The 21649-nt window shown below is 60.8% G+C and carries 19 protein-coding genes; 7 read left to right on the forward strand and 12 right to left on the reverse strand.

What is annotated here, in order from left to right; all coding sequences use genetic code 11:
* Nucleotides 1–8: 8 nt before the first annotated feature.
* The 5 genes from groL to AR306_RS10450 all read right to left on the reverse strand — a co-directional run bounded on the left by groL (nucleotide 9) and on the right by AR306_RS10450 (nucleotide 4684).
* Nucleotides 9–1655, reverse strand: a complete 1647-nt coding sequence (gene groL, locus AR306_RS10430; protein WP_101497508.1) for a chaperonin GroEL — start codon at nucleotides 1653–1655, stop codon at nucleotides 9–11.
* A gap of 55 nt (nucleotides 1656–1710) precedes the next feature.
* On the reverse strand, nucleotides 1711–2004 hold the full coding sequence (locus tag AR306_RS10435) for a co-chaperone GroES (RefSeq protein ID WP_101497509.1): 294 nt from the start codon (nucleotides 2002–2004) through the stop codon (nucleotides 1711–1713).
* 270 nt (nucleotides 2005–2274) lie between these two features.
* Nucleotides 2275–2739, reverse strand: coding sequence for an FxsA family protein (locus AR306_RS10440; RefSeq protein ID WP_101497510.1), 465 nt, complete (start codon nucleotides 2737–2739; stop codon nucleotides 2275–2277).
* A gap of 41 nt (nucleotides 2740–2780) precedes the next feature.
* Nucleotides 2781–4292, reverse strand: coding sequence for an AmpG family muropeptide MFS transporter (locus AR306_RS10445; RefSeq protein WP_101497511.1), 1512 nt, complete (start codon nucleotides 4290–4292; stop codon nucleotides 2781–2783).
* Nucleotides 4293–4327: 35 nt separating this feature from the next.
* Entirely contained in the window at nucleotides 4328–4684 is a 357-nt protein-coding gene (locus AR306_RS10450) for an MGMT family protein (protein ID WP_101497512.1), read from the reverse strand.
* A gap of 41 nt (nucleotides 4685–4725) precedes the next feature.
* On the opposite strand from AR306_RS10450, the gene AR306_RS10455 reads away from it, so the two are divergent.
* Both AR306_RS10455 and AR306_RS10460 read left to right on the forward strand, forming a co-directional pair.
* Entirely contained in the window at nucleotides 4726–5739 is a 1014-nt protein-coding gene (locus tag AR306_RS10455; protein WP_101497513.1) for a DUF481 domain-containing protein, read from the forward strand.
* A 69-nt stretch (nucleotides 5740–5808) separates the two neighbouring features.
* The gene (locus AR306_RS10460; protein ID WP_101497514.1) at nucleotides 5809–7404 is read left to right on the forward strand and encodes an NAD+ synthase; all 1596 of its coding nucleotides are present in this window, start codon (nucleotides 5809–5811) and stop codon (nucleotides 7402–7404) included.
* An 86-nt stretch (nucleotides 7405–7490) separates the two neighbouring features.
* Here AR306_RS10460 and AR306_RS10465 read toward each other — a convergent pair whose 3' ends face one another.
* From AR306_RS10465 to hemC, 4 genes are read right to left on the reverse strand one after another with little or no spacing between them, the layout of a single operon-like run.
* Nucleotides 7491–8690: a heme biosynthesis HemY N-terminal domain-containing protein gene (locus AR306_RS10465; RefSeq protein WP_101497515.1), complete on the reverse strand. Its 1200-nt coding sequence runs from the start codon at nucleotides 8688–8690 to the stop codon at nucleotides 7491–7493.
* Complete coding sequence (locus AR306_RS10470) at nucleotides 8690–10015, reverse strand: uroporphyrinogen-III C-methyltransferase (RefSeq protein WP_166627820.1); 1326 nt, start codon at nucleotides 10013–10015, stop codon at nucleotides 8690–8692. The genes AR306_RS10465 and AR306_RS10470 overlap by 1 nt, the downstream gene beginning before the upstream one ends.
* 12 nt (nucleotides 10016–10027) lie before the next feature.
* Entirely contained in the window at nucleotides 10028–10798 is a 771-nt protein-coding gene (locus tag AR306_RS10475) for a uroporphyrinogen-III synthase (protein WP_101497998.1), read from the reverse strand.
* 5 nt (nucleotides 10799–10803) lie between these two features.
* Nucleotides 10804–11748 carry a hydroxymethylbilane synthase gene (gene hemC, locus AR306_RS10480; RefSeq protein WP_101497517.1) on the reverse strand — a complete coding sequence of 315 codons (945 nt, stop codon included), beginning with the start codon at nucleotides 11746–11748 and terminating at the stop codon, nucleotides 10804–10806.
* A gap of 243 nt (nucleotides 11749–11991) precedes the next feature.
* Here hemC and AR306_RS10485 point away from each other — a divergent pair, with 243 nt between their 5' ends.
* A complete protein-coding gene (locus AR306_RS10485; RefSeq protein ID WP_101497518.1) occupies nucleotides 11992–12483 on the forward strand; it encodes a disulfide bond formation protein B in 492 nt (163 codons plus the stop codon).
* 135 nt (nucleotides 12484–12618) lie between these two features.
* On the opposite strand, the gene AR306_RS10490 is transcribed toward AR306_RS10485, so the two are convergent.
* Nucleotides 12619–14691: a TonB-dependent receptor family protein gene (locus tag AR306_RS10490; RefSeq protein ID WP_101497519.1), complete on the reverse strand. Its 2073-nt coding sequence runs from the start codon at nucleotides 14689–14691 to the stop codon at nucleotides 12619–12621.
* Between the two features lie 402 nt (nucleotides 14692–15093).
* On the opposite strand from AR306_RS10490, the gene AR306_RS10495 reads away from it, so the two are divergent.
* From AR306_RS10495 to AR306_RS10505, 4 genes are read left to right on the forward strand one after another with little or no spacing between them, the layout of a single operon-like run.
* On the forward strand, nucleotides 15094–16125 hold the full coding sequence (locus tag AR306_RS10495) for a type I restriction endonuclease (protein WP_101497520.1): 1032 nt from the start codon (nucleotides 15094–15096) through the stop codon (nucleotides 16123–16125).
* A 10-nt stretch (nucleotides 16126–16135) separates the two neighbouring features.
* On the forward strand, nucleotides 16136–16807 hold the full coding sequence (locus AR306_RS10500) for an ATP-binding protein (RefSeq protein WP_206168003.1): 672 nt from the start codon (nucleotides 16136–16138) through the stop codon (nucleotides 16805–16807).
* Nucleotides 16808–16823: 16 nt separating this feature from the next.
* Entirely contained in the window at nucleotides 16824–17438 is a 615-nt protein-coding gene (locus tag AR306_RS13745) for a Fic family protein (protein ID WP_407071213.1), read from the forward strand.
* Nucleotides 17422–17799, forward strand: a complete 378-nt coding sequence (locus AR306_RS10505) for a DUF3597 domain-containing protein (protein WP_101497522.1) — start codon at nucleotides 17422–17424, stop codon at nucleotides 17797–17799. The genes AR306_RS13745 and AR306_RS10505 overlap by 17 nt, the downstream gene beginning before the upstream one ends.
* Before the next feature lie 353 nt (nucleotides 17800–18152).
* On the opposite strand, the gene htpG is transcribed toward AR306_RS10505, so the two are convergent.
* Together htpG and AR306_RS10520 are read right to left on the reverse strand one after the other, a co-directional pair.
* Complete coding sequence (gene htpG, locus AR306_RS10515; RefSeq protein ID WP_101497523.1) at nucleotides 18153–20054, reverse strand: molecular chaperone HtpG; 1902 nt, start codon at nucleotides 20052–20054, stop codon at nucleotides 18153–18155.
* Between the two features lie 108 nt (nucleotides 20055–20162).
* Complete coding sequence (locus tag AR306_RS10520) at nucleotides 20163–21581, reverse strand: aminotransferase-like domain-containing protein (protein ID WP_101497524.1); 1419 nt, start codon at nucleotides 21579–21581, stop codon at nucleotides 20163–20165.
* Nucleotides 21582–21649 lie beyond the last annotated feature (68 nt).

The raw sequence follows: 21649 nt of genomic DNA on the forward strand, positions 1-21649 counted from the left end.
CGGGGCGATTACATCATGCCCATGCCGCCCATACCACCCATGCCGCCCATGTCAGGCATTGCAGGGGCAGCCGAGTCGTCTTTGACTTCGGCAATCATGGCCTCGGTGGTGATCATCAGACCGCCAATGGAAGCCGCCGCCTGCAGTGCAGAACGGGTCACTTTGGCCGGGTCCAGGATACCCATGGCAATCATGTCGCCATACTCGCCGCTAGCAGCGTTGTAGCCGAAGTTGCCTTCGCCCTGCTTGACCTTGTCCACCACTACGCTGGCTTCGTCGCCGGCGTTGGCCACGATCTGGCGCAGAGGTGCTTCAACCGCACGACGCAGCAGGGCAATACCCACGTTCTGCTCTTCGTTGTCGCCGGTCAGGCCTTCGATGGCCAGCAGCGCACGTACCAGAGCGACACCGCCGCCAGGTACCACGCCTTCTTCAACGGCGGCACGGGTAGCGTGCAGCGCGTCTTCAACGCGGGCTTTCTTCTCTTTCATCTCGACTTCGGTGGCAGCGCCAACCTTGATCACGGCAACACCGCCAGCCAGTTTGGCCAGACGCTCTTGCAGCTTCTCTTTGTCGTAGTCGGAAGTGGTGTCTTCGATCTGCTTGCGGATCTGGGCAACACGGGCCTCGATGTCAGCCTGCTGGCCGGCACCATCGATGATGGTGGTGTTGTCCTTGTCCAGAACTACGCGCTTGGCGTGACCCAGGTGCTCAAGGGTAGTGGTGTCCAGGCTCAGGCCGACTTCTTCGGAAACCACGGTACCACCGGTCAGGATGGCGATGTCCTGCAGCATGGCCTTGCGGCGGTCGCCAAAGCCGGGGGCTTTAACGGCAGCTACTTTAACGATGCCACGCATGTTGTTGACCACCAGAGTGGCCAGCGCTTCGCCTTCAACGTCTTCAGCCACGATCAGCAGCGGACGACCGGCCTTGGCAACGGCTTCCAGCACGGGCAGCAGCTCGCGGATGTTGGAGATTTTCTTGTCAACCAGCAGCAGCAGCGGGTCTTCCAGCTCGGCCACCATGGTGTCCGGCTTGTTGATGAAGTACGGAGACAGGTAGCCACGGTCAAACTGCATGCCCTCAACCACGGACAGCTCGTTTTCCAGACCGGAACCTTCCTCAACGGTGATCACACCTTCTTTACCGACTTTTTCCATGGCTTCGGCGATGATGTCACCGATGGTGCTGTCGGAGTTGGCAGAGATGGTGCCCACTTGCGCGATGGCCTTGGAGTCGGCACAGGGCTTGGCCTGAGCCTTCAGTTGCTCGACGATGGCGGCGGTAGCCTTGTCGATGCCACGCTTCAGATCCATCGGGTTCATGCCGGCGGCAACGGCTTTCAGACCTTCGTTAACGATGGCCTGCGCCAGTACGGTGGCGGTGGTGGTGCCGTCACCGGCTTCGTCGTTGGCCTTGGAGGCAACGTCTTTAACCAGTTGCGCACCCATGTTCTCGAAACGGTCTTTCAGTTCGATTTCTTTGGCAACGGAAACGCCGTCTTTGGTGATGACCGGTGCGCCAAAGCTGCGCTCCAGCACTACGTTACGACCCTTTGGACCCAGGGTAGCCTTTACCGCGTCAGCCAGGGTGTTAACGCCAGTAAGCATTTTTTTACGGCCGGCATCGCCGAACTTAACTTCTTTTGCAGCCATTTGATGTTTACCTCAAAATTCTTCTGGATTGTTTCAATCGTGAAAAAAAGACAGATCAGCCTTCGATAACGGCCAGAATCTCGCTCTCGTTCATCACCAGCAGGTCTTCACCGTCAACCTTGACGGTATTGCTGCCGGAATATGGACCGAACACCACCTTGTCACCCACCTTGACGGCCAGGGCGCGCACTTCACCGTTGTCCAGCACGCGGCCGGTACCGACGGCAACGATTTCACCCTGATTGGGTTTTTCAGCGGCTGAACCGGGCAGCACGATGCCACCGGCGGTTTTGGTTTCTTCTTCACTACGGCGGATAACCACACGATCATGCAGAGGACGAAGCTTCATTCTCGATCTCTCCTAACGGACAATTAACAACCGGCAGACATGCATTGCCTGCCCTTGATGAAAAAGGATGTTCCGGACAGGGTATCCGGACATCCGTTGAGCACACCGGGGTGTGCCACAGTAACTGGTGCAAGCTATATGGGGCTGGCAAAACGCATTTCAAGGGACCGGCACAATAAATATCCCGGGACAGCGGGCCCGCGCCGCAACCGGCCCGGCAACCCCGTGACCATCCGCTGGCAACCACAAAACGGGAGCCACAGGCCCGGTTTAGTCCTTGTCCTTGCGCTCGTACTCACCCTCGATGATGTGGACTTCACGCTCATCGTGGCTCCCCTGCGTGCGGCTCTGCCGGTATTCGCCATATCCGGCACGGATATCCGCCTGCGGCATGCCGCGACGCATGCGCCGGATCAGCCAGTAACGGGTCACCGGCAGGATGCAGAGCACACCGGCGGCATCACTGATGAAGCCGGGAATGAACAGCAGCACGCCCCCGATCACCCACAACAGGCCGGTCAGCATGGCGTCATCCGGCACCTCGCCCCGCGCCATGCGCTCGCGCACACTGAACGCGGTGGCCACGCCCGCCATGCGGATGCAGAAAATGCCGGCGATGGCGCTGAAGATGATCCACAACACCACGCTCAATGCGCCAATCTCGCTGCCGACCTTGATCAGCACATACAGCTCCAGCAGCGGCAGCAACAAGAAAAACCATAAAAAACCTTGCATATACCCCTCCCTTCCAGGGTGTGTAAAACCCGGCCCGTCGCCTATTTCTTCTGGCGTGCATCCAGACGCCACTGCCAGATGATCAGCAGTACGGTGGGCACGCCCAGCAGCGCCGTGGCGTAAAAAAAGTTGGCATAACCCAGTTTGTCCACCATCACGCCGGAATAACCGCCAATCAGGCGCGGCAATAACAACATGATCGAGCTCAGCAGCGCATACTGGGTGGCCGAAAAGCGCAAATTGGTCAGGCTGGACAGATAGGCGACAAAGGCCGCCGTCGCCATCCCGGCACTAAAGTTGTCGCAGGAGATGGTCACCACCAGCATCTGCATGTGCGCGCCCATGCCACTGAGCATGACAAACATCAGGTTGGTCGCCGCCGAGGCAATGCCGCCCAGCAGCAGGATCGGCATGATGCCGAAACGCACAATCAGCACACCGCCGGCACCGGCCCCCAGCAAGGTCATGATCAGGCCGAAGACCTTGCTGACCCCGGCAATCTGGTCCTTGGTGAAGCCCTGGTCAATATAAAACACATTGGCCATCACGCCCATCACCGTGTCCGACATGCGGTAAGTGGCGACGAGTCCGAGCAACAACAAGGCCTGCCAGCGATAACGAACGATAAAATCGTTCACCGGCGTCAGCACCGGAGCCAGCCCCCGGCGCCCGAACGAAGACAGACAGGCAACAATGAACAGGCTGTACATCAGGCCGCGCAGAAATGCCCGGTCGGTGAAAAACAGGTCGGCCAGGCTTTGCGAACCGCGCAGAAACGGGTGGAAGTTGGTGTGGTAATACTGGGTCAGCATGGCCGGCACCGAGATCAGCAGTACCATCAGCACCACAATCGACACCAGCTGATGACTCAGGGCATAGGGCACACGATCCGCTGTTTCATCCAGCTTCAGCTTTGGCTCTTTCATCCACAGGGTGGTCAGCATGCCCGGCAGCATCAGCAATGCAAACAGCAGGTAAGTACTGGCCCAGGCCGAATGCCGGTATTGCAGGCCGGTCGAGCCGAACCACTCGGCAAAATACAACGCGCCGGCGGTGGCCAGCAGTGCCGCCACCCGGTAACCGGCCATGTAGCTGGCGGCCAGCGCGGCCTGGCGTTCGTTCTCGACAATTTCGAGGCGGTAGGCGTCCACCGCGATATCCTGGGTGGCCGAAGCGAAAGCCACCATCACTGCCAGTGCCACCAGCACTGCCAGGTGTGTCTGCGGGTTGCTGAAGGCCATGCCGGCCAGCCCGATGGCCACCAGGATCTGTGACAGGATCAGCCAGGAGCGCCGCCGCCCCATGCGCCCGAGCAAGGGCAGCTTCCACTGGTCCAGCATCGGCGACCAGACCCACTTGAAGGCATAGGCCAGGCCGATCAGGCTGGCATAGCCGATGGTTTCGCGTGCCACGCCGGCCTCGCGCAGCCAGACCGACAGCGTGGAGAACACCAGCATGTACGGCAGGCCGGCAGCAAACCCGAGCAGCAGCAGGGCCAGCACGGCCGGACTGGAATAGGTGGTCAGCGCTTCGCGCCAGCCCTTGTTAGTCATGGTCAACTTGCATCAAAATAGCGTCCGGAATTGTCTTATGGCTGCCAACGGTAACGCGGCAAGGATACCCGTCCATTGCTGACCTGAACACCCTCGCAACGCAGACGCTGGCATTGTTCCAGCCAACTCTCGCTGCCTTCGGGCACGCTCAGGCGTCCGGCCTGGTTGATCACCCGGTGCCATGGCAGGCGGCTGTCATCCGGCAGGTTGCTCAACTGGGTACCAACCCAGCGTGCGGCGCGGCCCAGCCCGGCCAATTCGGCCAGCTGGCCATAGGTAACCACCTTGCCTGCCGGCACCTGTGCCAGCGCAGCATAGAGCATTTCCCGTCGCCGGGCGGCATCGGTGAACTTTTTTGCGGTGACCGGCGTCCTAGCGCCACCACCATCCATTGCGTCTTCCACTCCAACCTCATCAAACGGCTTTACTCTTTATGCGCACCCTGTTTCTTTACGCAGCTTTGAGCTGTTGCGGACTGGCAAGTTCAGTCTGGGCCGATACCGTCACCCTGAACAACGGTGACCGCATCAGCGGCACCATTGTACTGCTGGATGGCGGGCGGTTGTTAGTCAAAACGGCCTATGCCGGCACCCTCTCCCTGGACATCAAGCAGATTGCCAGCCTCGACAGCGACCAGCAATTTCTGGTCAGGCAGCAGCGCAGTGACGATGGCCGGCTGGCCCGGCTGCACGGCAGCGAGGCCGGCAGCGTCAGCCTGGTGTATGAGGGCGGAGAGCAGGCCAGCCCCATCGCATCAATTCATCAGCTTACCCCCCACGAGCCCAAAAAGCTGGTCAGCGACCTGCTCTGGAGCGGCTCGCTGCACCTGGCGGCAGACTTCAACCGTAACGAAAACGACTCCGACAAATACGATCTCAAGCTGGCCAGCCAGCTGCGCCATGGCCGCTGGCGGCACGGCTTTGACGCCCAGTACGAACACGAGACCAAAAACGAGAGCAGAAAAACCGACCGCTATACCGGCGGCTACGGGCTGGATTACTTCCTGACCGAGCGCTGGTTCTGGAAAGGCAAGGGCAAATACACCCACGACCGCCTCGAAGATGTGCGCACCCAGAGCACCCTGGGTACCGGCCCGGGCTTCCAGTTCTGGGACAATGCACTGGGTGCTTTTTCTGCCAGCACACTGCTTACCCATAACCGCTACAGGTTTGCCAATGACGAGCGCGAGCACTTCAACTCGCTGGTCGCCAGCTGGGATTACCGGCGCTATTTCCTCGCCAAGACCCTGGAGCTGTACTACCAGGGCGAAGTGGGCCTGCCCTTCACGCCGGCCGTCAGCTACACGCTGGATAACGAAGCCGGCCTGCGCTACAAGATCAACAGCTGGGCCTCGTTCAGCCTGAGATCCGAGTGGGAAAAAGTCAAAAGCCAGCAAGGCGACCTGAACGACCGCCGCTACCTGATGGGTGTCGGGGTTACCTGGTAACCGGCATGACCGGAAGGCCGCCGGTTTGTTAAACTGGCGGCCTTGTTCCCTGCCCACAGGATTGACCGCATGCCCGCCCTGCCCCGCATCACCCTGGCCCAGATCCGCATCCACTCCGGTGACCCGGCTGCCAACCTGGCCAATATCGAACATGCCATCCGGCAGGATGACGGCCACAGCGACCTGCTGGTCTTTCCCTCGCTGGCCCTGACCGGACATGTCCTGCAGGACCGCTGGCTGTACCCGCATGTGGCAGAGGCCGTGCAAGACGCCCTGCCAACCCTGTGTACACTGAGCGAACAACAGTCTTTCCTGCTTGGCATGCCCCGTTTTGCCGACGGCCACCTGTATCACAGTGCCTGCCTGTTCCATCAGGGCCGGCTGCTCTGGAGCCATGACAAGCAATGGATGTCACCCGACCCGCTGCAGAATCAGCAACGCTATTTCACGCCCGGCAGCAGCCTGCCCTGGCTGGAGTTTCAAGGCATGCAGCTGGCCATCACCCTGGGTGACGAGATGTTCCGGCCAGAGTTGCAACAACAGTTGGCATCCCGGCCTTGTACACTGCTGATCAATCTGGGCGACAGCGCCTTCCACCATGACGGCCTGCCTGCAAGGGAGCAGCAGCTGTCAAAAATCGCACGCCAGCTGGGCTGCCCGCTGGCACAGGTCAACCCGGTGGGCGGACAGGACGAGCTGGTATTCGACGGCCATAGCTGTGTAATGGATGCCGACGGCTTGCTGCGTCAACGGGCTACAGGCTTTGCCGAAGCGCTGCTGGCCGTTGACCCGGCTGCCGGCCCGGCACCAGCCCTTCCTGCCAGCGAAGCCCTGACCTGGCAGGCGCTGGTGACCTCGCTGCATGACTATGCCGGAGCCTGCGGTTTCAACGGTGCCCTGCTTGGCCTGTCCGGCGGCATCGACTCGGCGCTGGTGCTGGCACTGGCGGTGGACGCACTGGGTGCCGACCGGGTGACGGCGGTCATGATGCCCTATCACTACACCGCGCAGATCAGCCAGGATGATGCCGCCGAGCAGGCCCGCGCCCTGGGCGTGGCCTATCATGTGGCCCCCATCGCGCCGCTGGTCGAACCCTTTGCCGCACAGCTGCAACCGCTGCTGGAACAATGGCCAGCCCCCGCGCAGGACACCACCGAGCAGAACCTTCAGGCGCGCAGCCGCGGCATGCTGCTGATGGCGCTGTCCAACCGTTCGGGTGCCCTGCTGCTGACCACCAGCAACAAGAGCGAGATGGCGGTCGGTTATTGCACCCTGTACGGCGACATGTGCGGCGGCTTCGCCCTGCTCAAGGACATCCCGAAAACCCTGGCCTACCGGCTGGCCGAATACCGCAACACGCTGGGTCCGGCCATCCCCGAACGGGTGATCACCCGCCCGCCCACCGCCGAGCTGGCCCCTGGCCAGGAAGACAGCGACAGCCTGCCACCCTATCCGTTGCTGGACGAGATCGTGCGCCTGTATGTGGAAGAAAGCCGCAGCGTGCAACAGTTGCTGGATGCCGGCCTCGATGCCGGCTGGGTGCAGCGCGTGACGCGCATGATCGACCGCAACGAATTCAAGCGCCGCCAGGCGGCACCGGGCCCGTGCCTGAGCACGCGCGGCTTCGGACGTGAACGGCAGGTGCCACTGGGCGGGAAGCTGTAGCCCAAGGATACAAGGCTCTGCCCACACACAGAAAAGCACCCGGGCAGGTGCTTTTCCATTTTCTACCGTAGATCAGTGAATGGCTGCTAGTCGATCCGGTCGCCGTTTTGGCGTTCCAGCAGGCGAATGCCGGTAGCCAGCAGCTCGTTGCCGGTCTTGTAGTCGCCCATCTGGTTGAGCAGGCGCGCCAGCTCAGCATATACCTGCGGAGTCGGCCGGCGCTCCAGGCTGGACTGGTAATAGTCCCGCGCCCTGCCCCATTGCCGCGCCTGTACCGCCAGCCGGCCCAGGGCAAACAGCGCCATGGCATCATCGGGCACTTGCCGCAACCAGCCCTCTGCCGTCTGCAGGGCGCGCTCCGGATCGGCATGGGGGATCTGTGCATACGCCTGCAACAGGGCCACATCGACATTCTGTTCCAGTTGCTGGCGCAGCAATCCTTCGGCCTCACCGGCGTGTCCCAGGGTGATCAGCTGGCTGCAGTACGCCAGCACGGTTGATGCATTGCGGTGCAGGCTGGACGACATGGGGTTCCACACCTTGTTCAGCTGTTGCAGGTCGCCGGCAGCCTGCAACCGGCCTTGCCATGCACGCTGCTCGATCGCCTTCACCTCGCCTTCGCTCAGTGACTTGATCTTGTACAGGTCCGGCACCAGCCCGATCAGCCCGCCCCAGTCCCGGTTGTCCAGCAGGACATGGTACAGGCGCTCGATCAGTTCGGGGTTCTCGGAGTTGTGCCGCTGGGCGTTCTGCAGCAATTGCTGTGCCTGCTCCTGCTGGCCGCGCTGCTGGTAAAGCTCGGCCTGGCAAAGAATGATCGCCAGATCGCTCTCCGGCAGACGTGTCCGGGCTTCTTCAAGCAGCTGGTCGGCGGTATCACGCTGTTGCAGTTTTTCCGCGGCACGCGCCGCCGCCAGAATGTAGGGCAGCGGCTGCGGACTGGTTTTCGCCGCATGACTCAACTGGCGCAACGCCGGCTGCCAGTTGCCGCGGGAGAACTCCAGCATGCCCTGGTTGACCGCTTCGTCCAGCCGCTTCTTGCGGTTGCGGGCCGACCACGGGTTGACCCAGCCCAGCGATGCCAGCACGGCACAGGCAAGCATGCGCAGCAGGTACAAACCGGCCAGCAGGACCGCAATGCAGGCCAGAAACACCCACAGGGTGGATTCGAAGCGGATGTTTTTCCAGGTGATCAGCACATAGCCCTGATGTTCCACCACCAGCATGCCCAGTCCGGCAGCCAGCAGGATGGCTATCAGCAACAGCAGAAAAGTACGTTTTTTCATTATTGCGCCTCCCGTGGAGCACGACGCTCAAGGGTGCGCTCCTGGATATAGCCTTGCAGGGCCACCAGTGCCGGGTTGATGTCAGGCATGGCCTGGCTGACCCGCGCGCCTGCCAGCTCCTGCAACTGGGTACGCATGCTGCCGGCGGCCTGGTGGTCTTGTGCAAAGTACTGGTCGAGCAACTCGATGCCTTGCGCCACGGCCTGATCATATACATCCTGCAGCCCGTTAAGCGCCGCCCACTGTGCCTGTTCAAGGCTCAGGCTGACCGCCAGACGGATATGGGTCAGCTGCTGGCTCGACAGCAAGGGCTTGATGTCATCGGTGTTGCTGTTGATGTCCAGGCGAATGTAGCTGGAGGCCTTGTCCAGCAGTTTGTTCCAGTCGACACTGCCGGTATCGCCGCTGCCGGCACTATAGCCGGGCAGCATCTGGTCGAGTTTACCGACCTGCTTTTGCAGGGCGCCCAGACGCATGAACACGCCGGCCCGGTCCAGTTTGGGCAACGCACGCACATCGGCCAGCGCCTGTGCCAGCGCTTCGCGGGCGGCAAAAGCGGCCGGATCATCCTGTTCAAACAGGATCTGGTCTGCCGCTTCCAGCAGGTAGCGGGCACTGTTCAGGTCCTGCAGCGCGGCCAGTCGCAGATGCGCCATGCGCATCAGGTGTTCCGCCTCGGCCAGCCGCCAGTCCTGGCGGGTGTTGCCGAATGCCTGCTCGAAACGCTGGGTAAATGCCTGCTGTGCGGACTGCATCTGTACCAGCAGACGCTGGTTTTCAGCCAGTTCGGCGGCTTTGGGCAAGCTGCCGACTTGCTGCTCAAGCTGGCCAAGCTGCTGCTCCAGACCACCCAGCTGTTGCTGGTAGCTGCCCGTCTGTTGTTCCAGCTGTTGCAGCTTCTGTTCCTGTTGCTGCAGCTCGGCACTGTGATCGGCCGCTGCCACAACAGCCGGAGCCGAAGCCGCCTGCTGTCCCTGATACCACATCCAGCCACTCGCACCGGCACTGGCCAGGGCAACCAGCAATGCCAGTACCGACAGGCCCGTGCCGCCAGCAGATGACCTGACCGGCGGGGCCGCATGACTGCCCGGCTCTTCAGCAGCAGGCTCGGCTTCTGCAGCTTTATCATCAGCCGGCGCACGCGCGCCCTGTCCAGACCCGGCTTCATCCGCCGTTGCACTGTCCACGGCCGCTTCGGCATCGGCAACCGGCTGCTCCGGCAACGCTTCAACCGGCTCCTGCCCGTCCTGCTCCGGTACTGCCGGCTGGATCTGGTCCTGTGGTGATTTTTTATCGGTACGCTTGTGTTTATTGTCTTTGCTCATCATCTCGTCCTTCTAGGGCTGTGCCGGAGCATTACGCTGAAGTGCGGCCAGCAAGGCCTGGTTGCTTGCGCCCTGGCAATCGATCACCTGCCGGGCACCTAGATCACGTGCCGTTTGTGCAACTCGCGGACTGGGCACAAACAATGGCAGCCGGCACAGGGTCGCCCAGTCCGGCCCGGCCAGCCGGATCAGGTTGTGCAAGCCCTGCTCACTGCTGACAACCAGTCCGTTCAGTGCATGTTCTGAAACCGCCTGCAATAAAACTCCATCAGGGTATTCAGGCATGAACCTTTGGTAAAGTGGCAAAAAGTCCACGATGATGCCGCGCGCCGCCATGCTTTGTGCCAGAAATTCGCGCCCCTGGTCAGCCCGCACAACCAGCACCCGCGGGCCGGGCTGCTGCAGCGAGCGTTCAAACCCGGGTAGCGCAAGCAGCGCCTCACTGTCGTCGCCTGTTGTCGGCCAGCACACATTCAGGCCGTAATCGGCAAGAATCTCGCCACTGGCCGCACCAACGGTAAACCATTGCGGCCGCAACGGCGGTTGCGGCCAGTATTGGTCCAGCCGCTGCAGCATATAACGGGCTGCCGGCTTGCTGACCACCACCACAGTGCTGTAACGGTCCAGCTCCAGCAGTATCTGGCGCTGCTGCGGGGTCTCGGGCAGTGGCTGCATGTCCAGCAGCGGCATGCCGTGGCTATAAATGCCATACCCACCCAGCAGTTGCCCCAGCACGGCATTGTCTGCAGCCGGCCGGGTAATCAGGACACGCCAGGTCGCCACCATGATTACTGGCCCGGTGCCTCGTCAGCGTAAATCCGGGCCAGGATCTCACCGGCACCCTGTGCCAGCAGCTCTTCAGCCACCCGTATACCCAGCGCTTCGGCTTCTGCACGCGGAGCACGGCCCTCGGCACGCAGCATGAGCGAGCCATCAGGCTGGCCCACCAGGCCACGCAACCAGAGCTCGTCACCTTCAAGCACGGCATAACAGGCAATCGGCACCTGGCAACCACCATTCAAATGCCTGTTCAGTGCCCGCTCGGCAATGATGCGGTCGGCCGTATCCGCATGCTGCAACGGCTGCAACAGGGCATGAATTTCACTATCGGCGGTACGGCATTCGATGCCCACCGCACCCTGCCCACCGGCCGGCAGACTGTCTTCATGGCTCAGGCTACTGCGGATACGGTCGGCAAAGCCAAGGCGGATCAGGCCGGCAGCGGCCAGAATGATGGCGTCATAGTCGCCGGCATCCAGCTTGGCCAGCCGGGTGTTGACGTTGCCACGCAAGAAGCGGATCTGCAGGTCAGGACGTAACGTCAGCAGCTGGGCCTGACGCCGCAGGCTGGAAGTACCCACCACACTGCCTTGCGGCAGATCATCTAGGCTGGCGTAATTGTTGGAAACAAAGGCATCACGCGGGTCTTCACGTTCGCAAATGCAGTACAGGCCCAACCCTTCGGGAAACTCCATCGGCACGTCTTTCATCGAGTGTACGGCAATGTCGGCTTCGCCATTGAGCATGGCAGCTTCCAGCTCCTTGACGAACAGGCCCTTGCCGCCAATCTTGGCCAGTGGCGAGTCCAGCAGCTGGTCACCACGGCTGACCATGGGTACCAGGGTCACCTGCAAACCGGGATGGGCCTGTTCCAGGCGGGCCTTGACGTGCTCGGCCTGCCACAGGGCCAGAGCGCTCTTACGGGTGGCGATACGGATTTCACGGACTGACATGATGCTTTTCTTCTGCCTTTACACAAAGAGTTGGACTTTTTCGGTCCACATCATAACAGGCCGGTCGCCAAGTTTCCCTTGATTTGCACCATGTTTGTCCCGCCCGGCAAGCACCGCCCTGCAGCCGGCAAAAGTGTTCTGCAACCACTCGGCAACATAAAATACCGCTTGGCTACACATGCCTTGACTCATTGCACTGCTTGCAGAAAAATGGCCGCCTCTTTATTTCCGCCGGAGCCGGTCATGTCTTTTCTGCAGCCTCGTCTGATGTTTTTGCTGGCCTTTGCCGGCTGTTCACTGCTGATGCTGATAGCGCTTTACCTGCAGCACGGTCTGGGCCTTGAACCCTGCCCCCTGTGTTACGTGCAGCGGGCAGAGGTGATGCTGTTTGGCGCTATCGCCCTGCTGGCGTTCCTGCACAACCCGAAAACCACTGGTCGCCGCATCTATGCCGGACTGATGCTGCTGACGGCTGCTGGCGGCATCGCCACCGCCGGCCGGCAGATCTGGCTACAGCACCTGCCCAAGGACCAGCTGCCCGAGTGCCTGCCACCGCTGGAGTTCATGCTGGAAGCCTTTCCCCTGAAGGATGTGATTGCCAAAATGCTGTACGGCTCGTCCGACTGTGCCGAGCGTGGCTGGACCCTGCTCGGTCTGAACATCGCCGAGATGAGCATGATCAGCTTCGTACTGATGCTGCTGTGGAGCCTGTGGCTGCTGTTGCGCAAGCAATGAGCCTGTGCCGGTGGCCCGTACCGGCGGAGTCCGGGCGCTGCCAGCACGGCCCGGTAAACTTCATGCCAGCCTGTTTGCCCTCTGCCACAGCCCTGCCGGCAATACCGGCAAGGCTGTGCCTGCGCCAGGACAGTTCTAGTCCCAGCGATACTCCACGCCGACACCCGCCAGCCAGTTGCGCCTTGGCGCAGGCTCGTAGTAGCGATCACCCGAACCGTTGACGATCAGCGAACCGATATAAGCCTTGTTATTCAGGTTGTTGACCCGCACAAACGGCTCGAACGAGAATCCGCCCACCGCATGCCGGTAACTGGCACGCCAGTTGAACACATGGTAACCGCTGGTGGAGTGCTGGTTGCTATCGGTGGCATAGCGCTTGCTCATGCCCTGCAGCTCGATGGCGGTTTCCAGCGGTAACTGCGGCGGTTGCCAGGCCAGCTCGCTGTAATAGGTGTGCCGGGCAACACCGGGCAGGGTCTTGCCGTTGTGTTTGCCGCTCTGGCCGTTATAGCTGTCGTATTTGGCATCCAGCAGGGTATAGGCCAGGTAGCCGGTCAGGCCGTAGGCCAGCTTTTGCTCGATGCTGAACTCCAGCCCCTTGCGGGTGGAACGTGCCGCGTTGGCATAGGTGGCGCGGCCATTGACGTTGGCAAAGGTGACAATCTCGTCCTTGACCCGTGTGTGAAACAGCGCCACGTCAATCCGTGTGCTGTCCGAGCGCCACTTGGCACCCAGCTCGCCATTGCGTGACACACTGGGCTTGATGCTGCTATTGAAGCCGGTCTGGCCATCCGGCCGGTAAGCCACTTCCTGCAGCGTCGGGGTTTCAAAACCCTGCCCTGCTGCCACATACAGGCTCAGCTGGTCTGTCCACTGCCAGTTGAGGCCAGCGGCGGGGTTGGTCTTGTTGAATTTGGTGCTGCCGCTGTCATCCTTGCCATCGGCAAGGAAGTCGTCGTGGGAGTCGAACTTGAAGCGGTTATGGCGGATACCGGCCACCAGCTGCCAGCGCGGTGCCAGCTCCCAGGTGCTGATCAGATAAGCTTCGCGGCTGACGGTACGGTTGTATTCCTTGCGCTTGAGCTGGCCCTTGACGCCCATCTCGTTGTCCTTGCCCTTGCGCTGCTCGCCCTGATAGTTGTAGGTGATGCCCGAGGCCAGCTCGACCGGCAGCCCGAACAGCTCGGTCTGGCGTTTCCAGCCCAGTTCGCCGCCGCCAAAGCGGCGGTCCAGCTGCACCACGCCATTATTCTTGAACGCCAGGTACTGCAGCATTTCACGGTTGCCGCCATACAGCATGACGGTAATCTCGTCATCATTGTGCAGCTGCTGCTGGTAGTTGATACCCACCTGCTGGTGTCGCACCGACTTGCGCGTATTGAAGGTTTCGGCCACGGCGGCCACCTGGCGACGATCCTCACGCACCTGATCGGCGGTCAGCCCGAGCGGGTCTTGCGACAACGGCTGGTCCAGGCTGTTGAACACCAGTGTCAGACGTGACAGCTCATTGATATCCCAGCCCAGACGCAGGTTGGCCACGTTGCGGTGAGTCTTGCTGTGATCACGATAACCGTTGGTGGACAACCGCGAGGCATTGCCGCTGATGTTCAGATCGCCATGCTGGCCGCCATAACGGATGCGCGAGCGCAGCAGGCTGTCCGGCCCGCCGGCCACACGGGCATCCAGCGTCGGGGTTTGCGGGCCATCGGCGGTATAGCCCTGAATGATGCCACCGGAGGCATTGCCGTACAGGGTGGTCAACGGCCCACGCAGCACTTCCAGCCGCTGCAGGCCATCCAGGTCAAACAGCGCCGGCTGGCCCTGCCCGTCCGGCATGGTCAGCGGAATGCCATCCTGTACCAGTCGCACGCCACGCACGCCAAACTGCGAACGGGCACCAAAGCCGCGCGACGAGATCTGCAAGTCCTGGGCGTAGTTTTCACGATTGAAGGCACTCAGCCCCGGCACCCGCTGCAGCGACTCGGACAGGTTGGCACCCAGCTGGGTTGCCTGCTCGTCCTGCATCTGCAAGGTATGCCGCGCCAGCGGCATGGTCTGATCGGTAGTGTCCTGGCCACCGCCGAGAATCACCTGTGCCGGCAGGTTGAGCGGCTCCTGTGCCCAGGCCATGCCGCTGCCCAGCAGGCTGACGGCAACGGCCAGAACCTGAACCGGCTTAAGGGCAAAACACGGAAATTGACTACTCATGATGATGTCGTCCTGTTTTCAAAGGCATGGCATAAGCGGCTGACTGTGCACTGGCCATCCATGCCCCTGAAAAGCACCCGGAAACAACAAAATCCTGTCGCGCACCCGCCCTGCTCAGCATGTCTCTTTATTCTTGTTTTATTCCACGCCGCTGTACTCAAGGCAGACGGGCAGGAATACCAAAGGATTACACCCCCGAGTATAGAAACCTGCCGGCACCCTGCCACAGGCTGCTTTGGCAGGCACCAGGCGGCACTTTGGTAGCAAGTCTTTGGCAGCCACAGAAAAAGCAGGGATACCCGTTTGCACGGGCCAGCCTGCACGACAGCACATCCGGCGGCAGCAACGGCTATAATCCCGTACCATTCCCGCATGTATTCCACCGGAAGGTATCCAGCAGACATGACCACCGCCAGCAACTTCGACTTCCTGCGCCCGCACAACCGCCTGTTGGCCGAGCTGGGCAGCCTGGCCGAAGCCACCCTGCACATCGACCCCGGCGCTGCACAAACCCGCCTGCGCGCCTTTGCCGAAGAAACCGTCAAAAGCATCTACAAGGAAGAACGCCTGCCGCGCCTGCCGCAAGCCAACCTGTACGAGCTGCTCAATGACAGCGTGTTTACCGCCTGCGCCAACCGCTCCCTGCTCGATTTGCTGCACTTTCTGCGCATGCAGGGCAACGACACCGCCCACGGCGGACTGGGCGATCCGGCCAGAGCCATGCAAGCACTGAAAAGCGCCCACCAGCTGGCCCTGTACATGGCGGTCAGCTATTACGGCCACAGCGCCAGCCAGCTGCCCGTTTTCACCCAGCCATCCGACCGCACCGGCAGCCTGCAACAGTCGGTGGCCAGCTACGAAAAGCAGCTCCAGGAACAACAGCAGGCGCTGCAACAGCTCACCGAACAGCTTGAGCAGGAGCGCAGCAAACAGGCGGCCCTGGAAGCCCCTGCCAAACCTGACCAGCACAAGCGCCAGCAACACAGCCAGCAGGTGGCCGACAGCCTGCACTGGGACGAAGCCACCACCCGCCGCCTGCTGATCGACAGCATGCTGCTGCAAGCCGGCTGGAATGTAGAGAACAGCCAGCAGGTCAGCCTGGAATACCGCCTCGACTTTCCGCACAACCCGTCCGGCAACGGCTTTGCCGACTATGTACTCTGGGGCGACAACGGCAAGCCGCTGGCCGTGGTGGAGGCGAAAAAATCCGGCAATGTCAGCCTGCAAGCCGGCCGCGAACAGGCGCGCCTGTATGCCGATGCCCTGCAAACCATGACCGGCCAGCGCCCGGTCATCTTCTACAGCAACGGCTACGAAAGCTTCATCTGGGACGACAGCCAGTACAACAGCTACCGCCCGGTGTACGGTTTCTACAGCAAGGACAGCCTCGACTACCTGATAAATCTATTACCAGGAAAAAGGTTTCGAGATTAACGATGCCTTTTTGCACAACCTTGACCTGTACACGCCGGACGGCCATAGCCTGAACTATGTGGCCTATTTACTGGCTGACAACAACAATCTGTCGGTCAAGGTGGCCAAGTATGCCGGTACTGACAAGTGCGACCTGATCGAGAACGAGGAATACGGCTTCTGCTCGCTGGTCAAGGCAACCCACAGCGTGCTGGGCAAGCTCAATATCGAAAACCGCACCCTGACCCGTATCACCGGCGCTGCCGAGCGTGAACAGCACCGCCTGCTGGATGAGCGCGCACTACGCGAGGCGCTGATTAACGCCATGGTGCACAACGATTACAGTGCCGAGGTGATGCCGGTGGTGGAAATTTACGCCGACCGTCTGTGCATTACGTCCTACGGCGGGCTGATCAACGGTCTGAGCGTGGATGAATGTCTGGCCGGACGTTCCATGCCGCGCAACCGTGAGCTGATGCGGGTATTTCGTGATCTGGAGCTGGTGGAACAACTCGGCTCCGGCATGGCCCGCATCCTGCGCAGTTACGAGCCGGGCATCTTTCATTTCAGTGAAAATTTTATGGAAGTGCGCTTTCCTTTCAGCGCCGGGGCAGCGTCAGGGGCAGAGTCTACCCCCCAAGTCACCCCCCCAAGTCACCCCCCAAGTCGCGGAGCTGCTGGAGCTGCTACGCCAGCATGGTGAGCTGGGTACGCTGGATATTGCCAAACGGCTTGATTTGAAAAACAGAAAGCACGTCCGCACTGCCTACATCAACCCGGCGCTGGAACAGGGACTGATTGAATACTCCATCCCCGACAAGCCCAGCAGCCGGTTGCAGAAGTACCGGCTAAAAAGCAAGCAAGAACACCCGGCCCAAAAGCCGGAGGTAGCACCTACAACAGCCGTCGGGTTTATGGCATACAAAAAATGGCCAGCAACTCCTGCAACTCATTCACCCCCTGCTTATGCCTCAACAAGTCTGATGTACACCACAATCCATAGTCAGCGGGTTCAGTCAGCGTTGCTACCAGATGCCTGGCCAGTTCTTTCTTACAGGCTGTCGAGCTATCTGGTACTTTTTTGTCCAGCAAGCGCAGAAACAATCCCTCAATGCAGGGAGAGCAACCCAGCAGCTGAATATCATGCTCCCTGGCTTTTTTGTGCAACTGTGCCGCCCATGGAAAGAATAAACTCAAAAATCGATTTTTCGTGCCTCCCGAGCAAAACGCGCTATCATTCGCGCTGGCTCAGGCCACTACCGCGGGATGCCGGCAGGCCGGCGCTATCCGTTCTCAATGATCTACAGGGAGACAACCATGTCCTTTTTCAATAAAGTCCTCAGCGCACTGGGGATCGGTAGCGCCAATGCCGCAGAAAACACCGCAGCGCCCGCCCCGCAAGCTGCCGAAGCACCGGCCACCAGCGCCATTGCCGTGGTTGACGTGGTGGCCCAGCTGGAGCAGAAGGCCGCCGCCAATCCGCAAAAGCTGAACTGGAAAACCTCAATCGTCGACCTGCTCAAGCTGCTGGACCTGGACAGCAGCCTGACCGCCCGCAAGGAGCTGGCCACCGAGCTGGGCTGCCCTGCCGAGCTGATGGGCGACTCGGCCCAGATGAACATGTGGCTGCACAAGCAGGTGCTGACGCGCATCGCCGCAAACGGCGGCAACATTCCGGCCGAGCTGCTCAAATAGGCCATCGGCTACGGAGTTCCGACCATGCAAATCAGTGACATTCTTGCCTAGATGGGTGGCATGCAATCCATGGCCAAAAGCCTGGGCGTCAGCGAACAGGATGCCATGCAGGGGGCAGCTGCCCTGCTGCCGGCGATTCTCGGCGGCATGAAAAAGCAGGCCCAGAACGCCGGTGGCGCGGATCTGGGCCTGCTTTTTCATGCTGGATGCCAACGGCGACGGCAATGTGCTGGATGACATCCTGCGTGCGGCCGGCAAGCTGGGCCGTTAAAAGTTGATATTTGCTACGGCGAAAAAAAGGGGTCAGGTACAAATGTACCTGACCCCTTTTTCATTCGGCCTGGAACTTGCGATCAGCCGGCCATTTCCACCAGCAGCTTGTTCAGGCGCTGCACATAGGCGGCAGGGTCCTTGATACTGTCACCGGCGGCCAGTGCGGCCTGGTCAAACAGGATCAGCGCCAGATCGGCAAAGCGGTCTTCGTCGGCTTCGTTGTCCAGCTTTTCCAGCAGCGGGTGTGTCGGGTTGAACTCGAACACCGGCTTGGACTCGGGCACCTTCTGGCCGCTGGCTTCGAGAATCTGGCGCATTTGCAGGCCCAGATCCTGCTCGCCAATGGCGAGAATGGCCGGTGAGTCGGTCAGGCGGTGGGAAACGCGCACATCAGACACCTGCTCCAGCAGCACGGCATTCAGGCGCTCGACCAGAGCCTGTTTATCCTTGGCGATTTCCTCCTGGGCCTTCTTGTCTTCTTCGCTGTCCAGCTCGCCTAGATCCAGATCGCCACGGGCCACGTCAACCAGCTGCTTGCCGTCAAACTCGGTCAGGTAGCTCATCATCCACTCGTCGATGCGGTCGGACAGCAGCAGCACCTCGATGCCCTTCTTGCGGAACACTTCCAGGTGCGGGCTGTTCTTGATGTGGTCGTAGCTGTCGCCGGTCAGGTAGTAGATCTTGTCCTGGCCTTCCTGCAAGCGGCTCACATAGTCGGCCAGCGCAATGTTCTGGGTACCGTCGGTGCCATGGGTGGAAGCAAAGCGCAGCAGGCCGGCGATCTTTTCCTTGTTGGCAAAGTCTTCCGCCGGGCCTTCTTTCAGCACCTGGCCGAAGGCATCCCACACCTTGGCGTAGTTTTCGGCATCGTTTTTGGCCATTTTCTCCAGCATGTCCAGCGCACGCTTGGTCAGCGCGGTTTTCATGCTGTCGATCACCGGGTCTTTTTGCAGGATTTCACGCGACACGTTCAGCGACAGGTCGTTGGAATCGACCACTCCCTTGATGAAGCGCAGGTACAGCGGCAGGAACTCGTCGGCCTGATCCATGATGAACACGCGTTGCACATACAGCTTCAGACCGCGCGGCGCTTCACGATGGTAGAGGTCGAACGGCGCACGGCCCGGCACATACAGCAGCGAGGTGTATTCCAGCTTGCCTTCGACCTTGTTGTGGCTCCAGGCCAGCGGATCGTCGAAGTCGTGGGCAACATGCTTGTAGAATTCCTTGTATTCCTCGTCCTTCACTTCGGTACGCGGACGGGTCCACAGGGCGCTGGCACGGTTGACCACTTCCCACTCGGCTTCCGCAGGTGCTTCTTCTTCGCCGTGATGTTCTTTCGGCAATTCGATCGGCAACGCCACATGGTCGGAATACTTGGTGATGACATTACGCAGGCGCCAGCCGTCGGCAAATTCCTTCTCGTCATCCTTCAGGTGCAGCACGATACGGCTGCCGCGCTCTGGCTTGTTGATGGTTTCGATATCGAATTCGCCTTCGCCCTCGGACGACCAGAGCACGCCCTCTTCGGCGCTCAGGCCGGCACGGCGGGTAAAGACTTCAACTTTTTTCGCCACAATAAAGGCAGAGTAAAAACCGACACCGAACTGGCCGATCAGCTGGGAGTCCTTTTTCTGGTCGCCGGTCAGCTGCTGCATGAATTCGGCAGTGCCGGACTTGGCGATGGTGCCCAGATGCGACAACACTTCGTCACGGCTCATGCCGATGGCGTTGTCTTCGATGGTCAGGGTGTTGGCGTCCTTGTCGAAGCTGATGCGGATTTTCAGCTCCGGGTCCTTCTCCAGCAGCTCGGGATTGGCCAGCGCTTCAAAGCGCAGCTTGTCGGCGGCATCCGAGGCGTTGGATACCAGCTCGCGCAGGAAGATTTCCTTGTTGGAGTACAGGGAGTGGATCATCAGGTGCAGCAGCTGTTTGACTTCGGTCTGAAAGCCCAGGGTTTCTTTTTGGGTTGTTGCGGTCATTGGTTTCTCCACACGACAAACAATGGAATAAAAAGGCAATGTTTGATCATGTGGGGACAGCCGGGCCTGATTTCAAGGGAGCTAGCCGGGCGAAGGACGCCGGCCGGGTCAAACAATCACCTGGCGGACAGGTGCGGCGGCGGCCGGCTCGGTCAGGATATCGGCGAGCTTCTGCAGGGCAACGGTCAGGCTGGCCTGGTCACGGGCACCGCCCAGCGAAACACGCAGACCGTGCACATCCCTCGCCTCGGAACAGAAGGCTTCGGAGCCGGCGACACCCAGTCCCTGCTCTTGCGCGACCTGCAACAAACGCCGGGGTTGTTGCCATTGCGGCAGTGACAACCACAGATGCAGGCCATTCGAATGGGCATGCCGGATACCGAGCAGCAAACGGGCAGCCAGTGCCTGCCGGCGTGACAGCTCCTCGCGTACCCGGTTCAGCATGTCTTGTGCCATGCCGGTACGAATCCAGCTGGTGGACATGGACACCGCTCCCTGCTGGGCCATCAGCATCATGCCGCGCAAGGCTTCCAGCACGGGATCTGCGTGCTGTCCTTCCGGCATCAGGATATAGGCGGTGCGCAACCCCGGTGCCAGACATTTGGACAGGGTCGAGATGTAGTACACCGGCGCATCACCGGCAGAGCCGGCCAGACTGGCAATCGGTGCCGGCGCATCGCCAGCCAGAAGCCAGTAAGGGTCATCCTCGATCACGGCAATGGAATAGCGGCAGGCAATCGCATAGATCGCCGCACGACGCTGCGCCGACATGGTGGTCGCGGTCGGGTTCTGTATGGTGGGCACGACATAGATCAGCCGGGGCTTGTCTGTTTTGCACACCTGCTCCAGCGCTTCCGGAATCATGCCTTCGTCGTCCATGGCCACCGCAATCACCTTGCGCTGCATGACACGGCAGGCTGCCAGCAGCCCCGGATAGGTCAGGCTTTCGGCAGCAACGGCATCGCCGGGCTGTGAATAGGCCAGCAGCAGCGCACTGATCGCCGCCTGGGCACCGGCACAGACCAGAAAACGCTCATGGGCCATCTGTCCGAACGCCGGTTCCAGCCACTGGGCAGCAGCTTCTCGGTCCAGGCGCGAGCCGGCTCCGACGTGGTAGCTCATCAGGCTGCCATCGCCCAGCTGGCCTTTCAGGTGCGACAGGCCGCTTTGCATCAGCCGGACAAAATCCGTATCACCGAGCAATGGCGGGATATTCATGCTCAGGTCAACCGTTTCCGCCCGGTCAGACAGGGGGCTGGAAATGAAGGTGCCGCTGGCACCCTGGGCATTCAGCAGGCCGGCGGCACGGACCTCGTTGTAAGCGCGGGTGATGGTGGTCAGGTCCACACCCAGCTGCCGCGCCAGTTCCCGTTGTGGTGGCAAACGATCGCCGGTGCGCAGCTGACCGTCTTCCACCGCGTGAATGATCATGCGGGCGATCTGGGCATAACGCGGGCCGCTGCCCTCTTTCAGGGGGCGTATCCAGCGATCATGTTCACTCGGGGCTTCTCTGTTATCTGGGGACATTGGCGTGCCTTGTTTCAATGGATCCATACAATGGCATCATATAGGAAAACGCACAGCTTTTCGGCCTT

The sequence above is a fragment of the Thiopseudomonas denitrificans genome (genome assembly GCF_002866065.1).
GTDB lineage: Bacteria > Pseudomonadota > Gammaproteobacteria > Pseudomonadales > Pseudomonadaceae > Thiopseudomonas > Thiopseudomonas denitrificans.

What these genes read in the sequence shown, in the direction of transcription:
- groL (WP_101497508.1), bottom strand. Translation starts at nt 1,655, where the DNA reads ATGGCTGCAAAAGAAGTTAAGTTCGGCGATGCCGGCCGTAAAAAAATG.
- AR306_RS10435 (WP_101497509.1), bottom strand. Translation starts at nt 2,004, where the DNA reads ATGAAGCTTCGTCCTCTGCATGATCGTGTGGTTATCCGCCGTAGTGAA.
- AR306_RS10440 (WP_101497510.1), bottom strand. Translation starts at nt 2,739, where the DNA reads ATGCAAGGTTTTTTATGGTTTTTCTTGTTGCTGCCGCTGCTGGAGCTG.
- AR306_RS10445 (WP_101497511.1), bottom strand. Translation starts at nt 4,292, where the DNA reads ATGACTAACAAGGGCTGGCGCGAAGCGCTGACCACCTATTCCAGTCCG.
- AR306_RS10450 (WP_101497512.1), bottom strand. Translation starts at nt 4,684, where the DNA reads ATGGATGGTGGTGGCGCTAGGACGCCGGTCACCGCAAAAAAGTTCACC.
- AR306_RS10455 (WP_101497513.1), top strand. Translation starts at nt 4,726, where the DNA reads ATGCGCACCCTGTTTCTTTACGCAGCTTTGAGCTGTTGCGGACTGGCA.
- AR306_RS10460 (WP_101497514.1), top strand. Translation starts at nt 5,809, where the DNA reads ATGCCCGCCCTGCCCCGCATCACCCTGGCCCAGATCCGCATCCACTCC.
- AR306_RS10465 (WP_101497515.1), bottom strand. Translation starts at nt 8,690, where the DNA reads ATGAAAAAACGTACTTTTCTGCTGTTGCTGATAGCCATCCTGCTGGCT.
- AR306_RS10470 (WP_166627820.1), bottom strand. Translation starts at nt 10,015, where the DNA reads ATGAGCAAAGACAATAAACACAAGCGTACCGATAAAAAATCACCACAG.
- hemC (WP_101497517.1), bottom strand. Translation starts at nt 11,748, where the DNA reads ATGTCAGTCCGTGAAATCCGTATCGCCACCCGTAAGAGCGCTCTGGCC.
- AR306_RS10485 (WP_101497518.1), top strand. Translation starts at nt 11,992, where the DNA reads ATGTCTTTTCTGCAGCCTCGTCTGATGTTTTTGCTGGCCTTTGCCGGC.
- AR306_RS10490 (WP_101497519.1), bottom strand. Translation starts at nt 14,691, where the DNA reads ATGAGTAGTCAATTTCCGTGTTTTGCCCTTAAGCCGGTTCAGGTTCTG.
- AR306_RS10495 (WP_101497520.1), top strand. Translation starts at nt 15,094, where the DNA reads ATGACCACCGCCAGCAACTTCGACTTCCTGCGCCCGCACAACCGCCTG.
- AR306_RS10505 (WP_101497522.1), top strand. Translation starts at nt 17,422, where the DNA reads ATGTCCTTTTTCAATAAAGTCCTCAGCGCACTGGGGATCGGTAGCGCC.
- htpG (WP_101497523.1), bottom strand. Translation starts at nt 20,054, where the DNA reads ATGACCGCAACAACCCAAAAAGAAACCCTGGGCTTTCAGACCGAAGTC.
- AR306_RS10520 (WP_101497524.1), bottom strand. Translation starts at nt 21,581, where the DNA reads ATGTCCCCAGATAACAGAGAAGCCCCGAGTGAACATGATCGCTGGATA.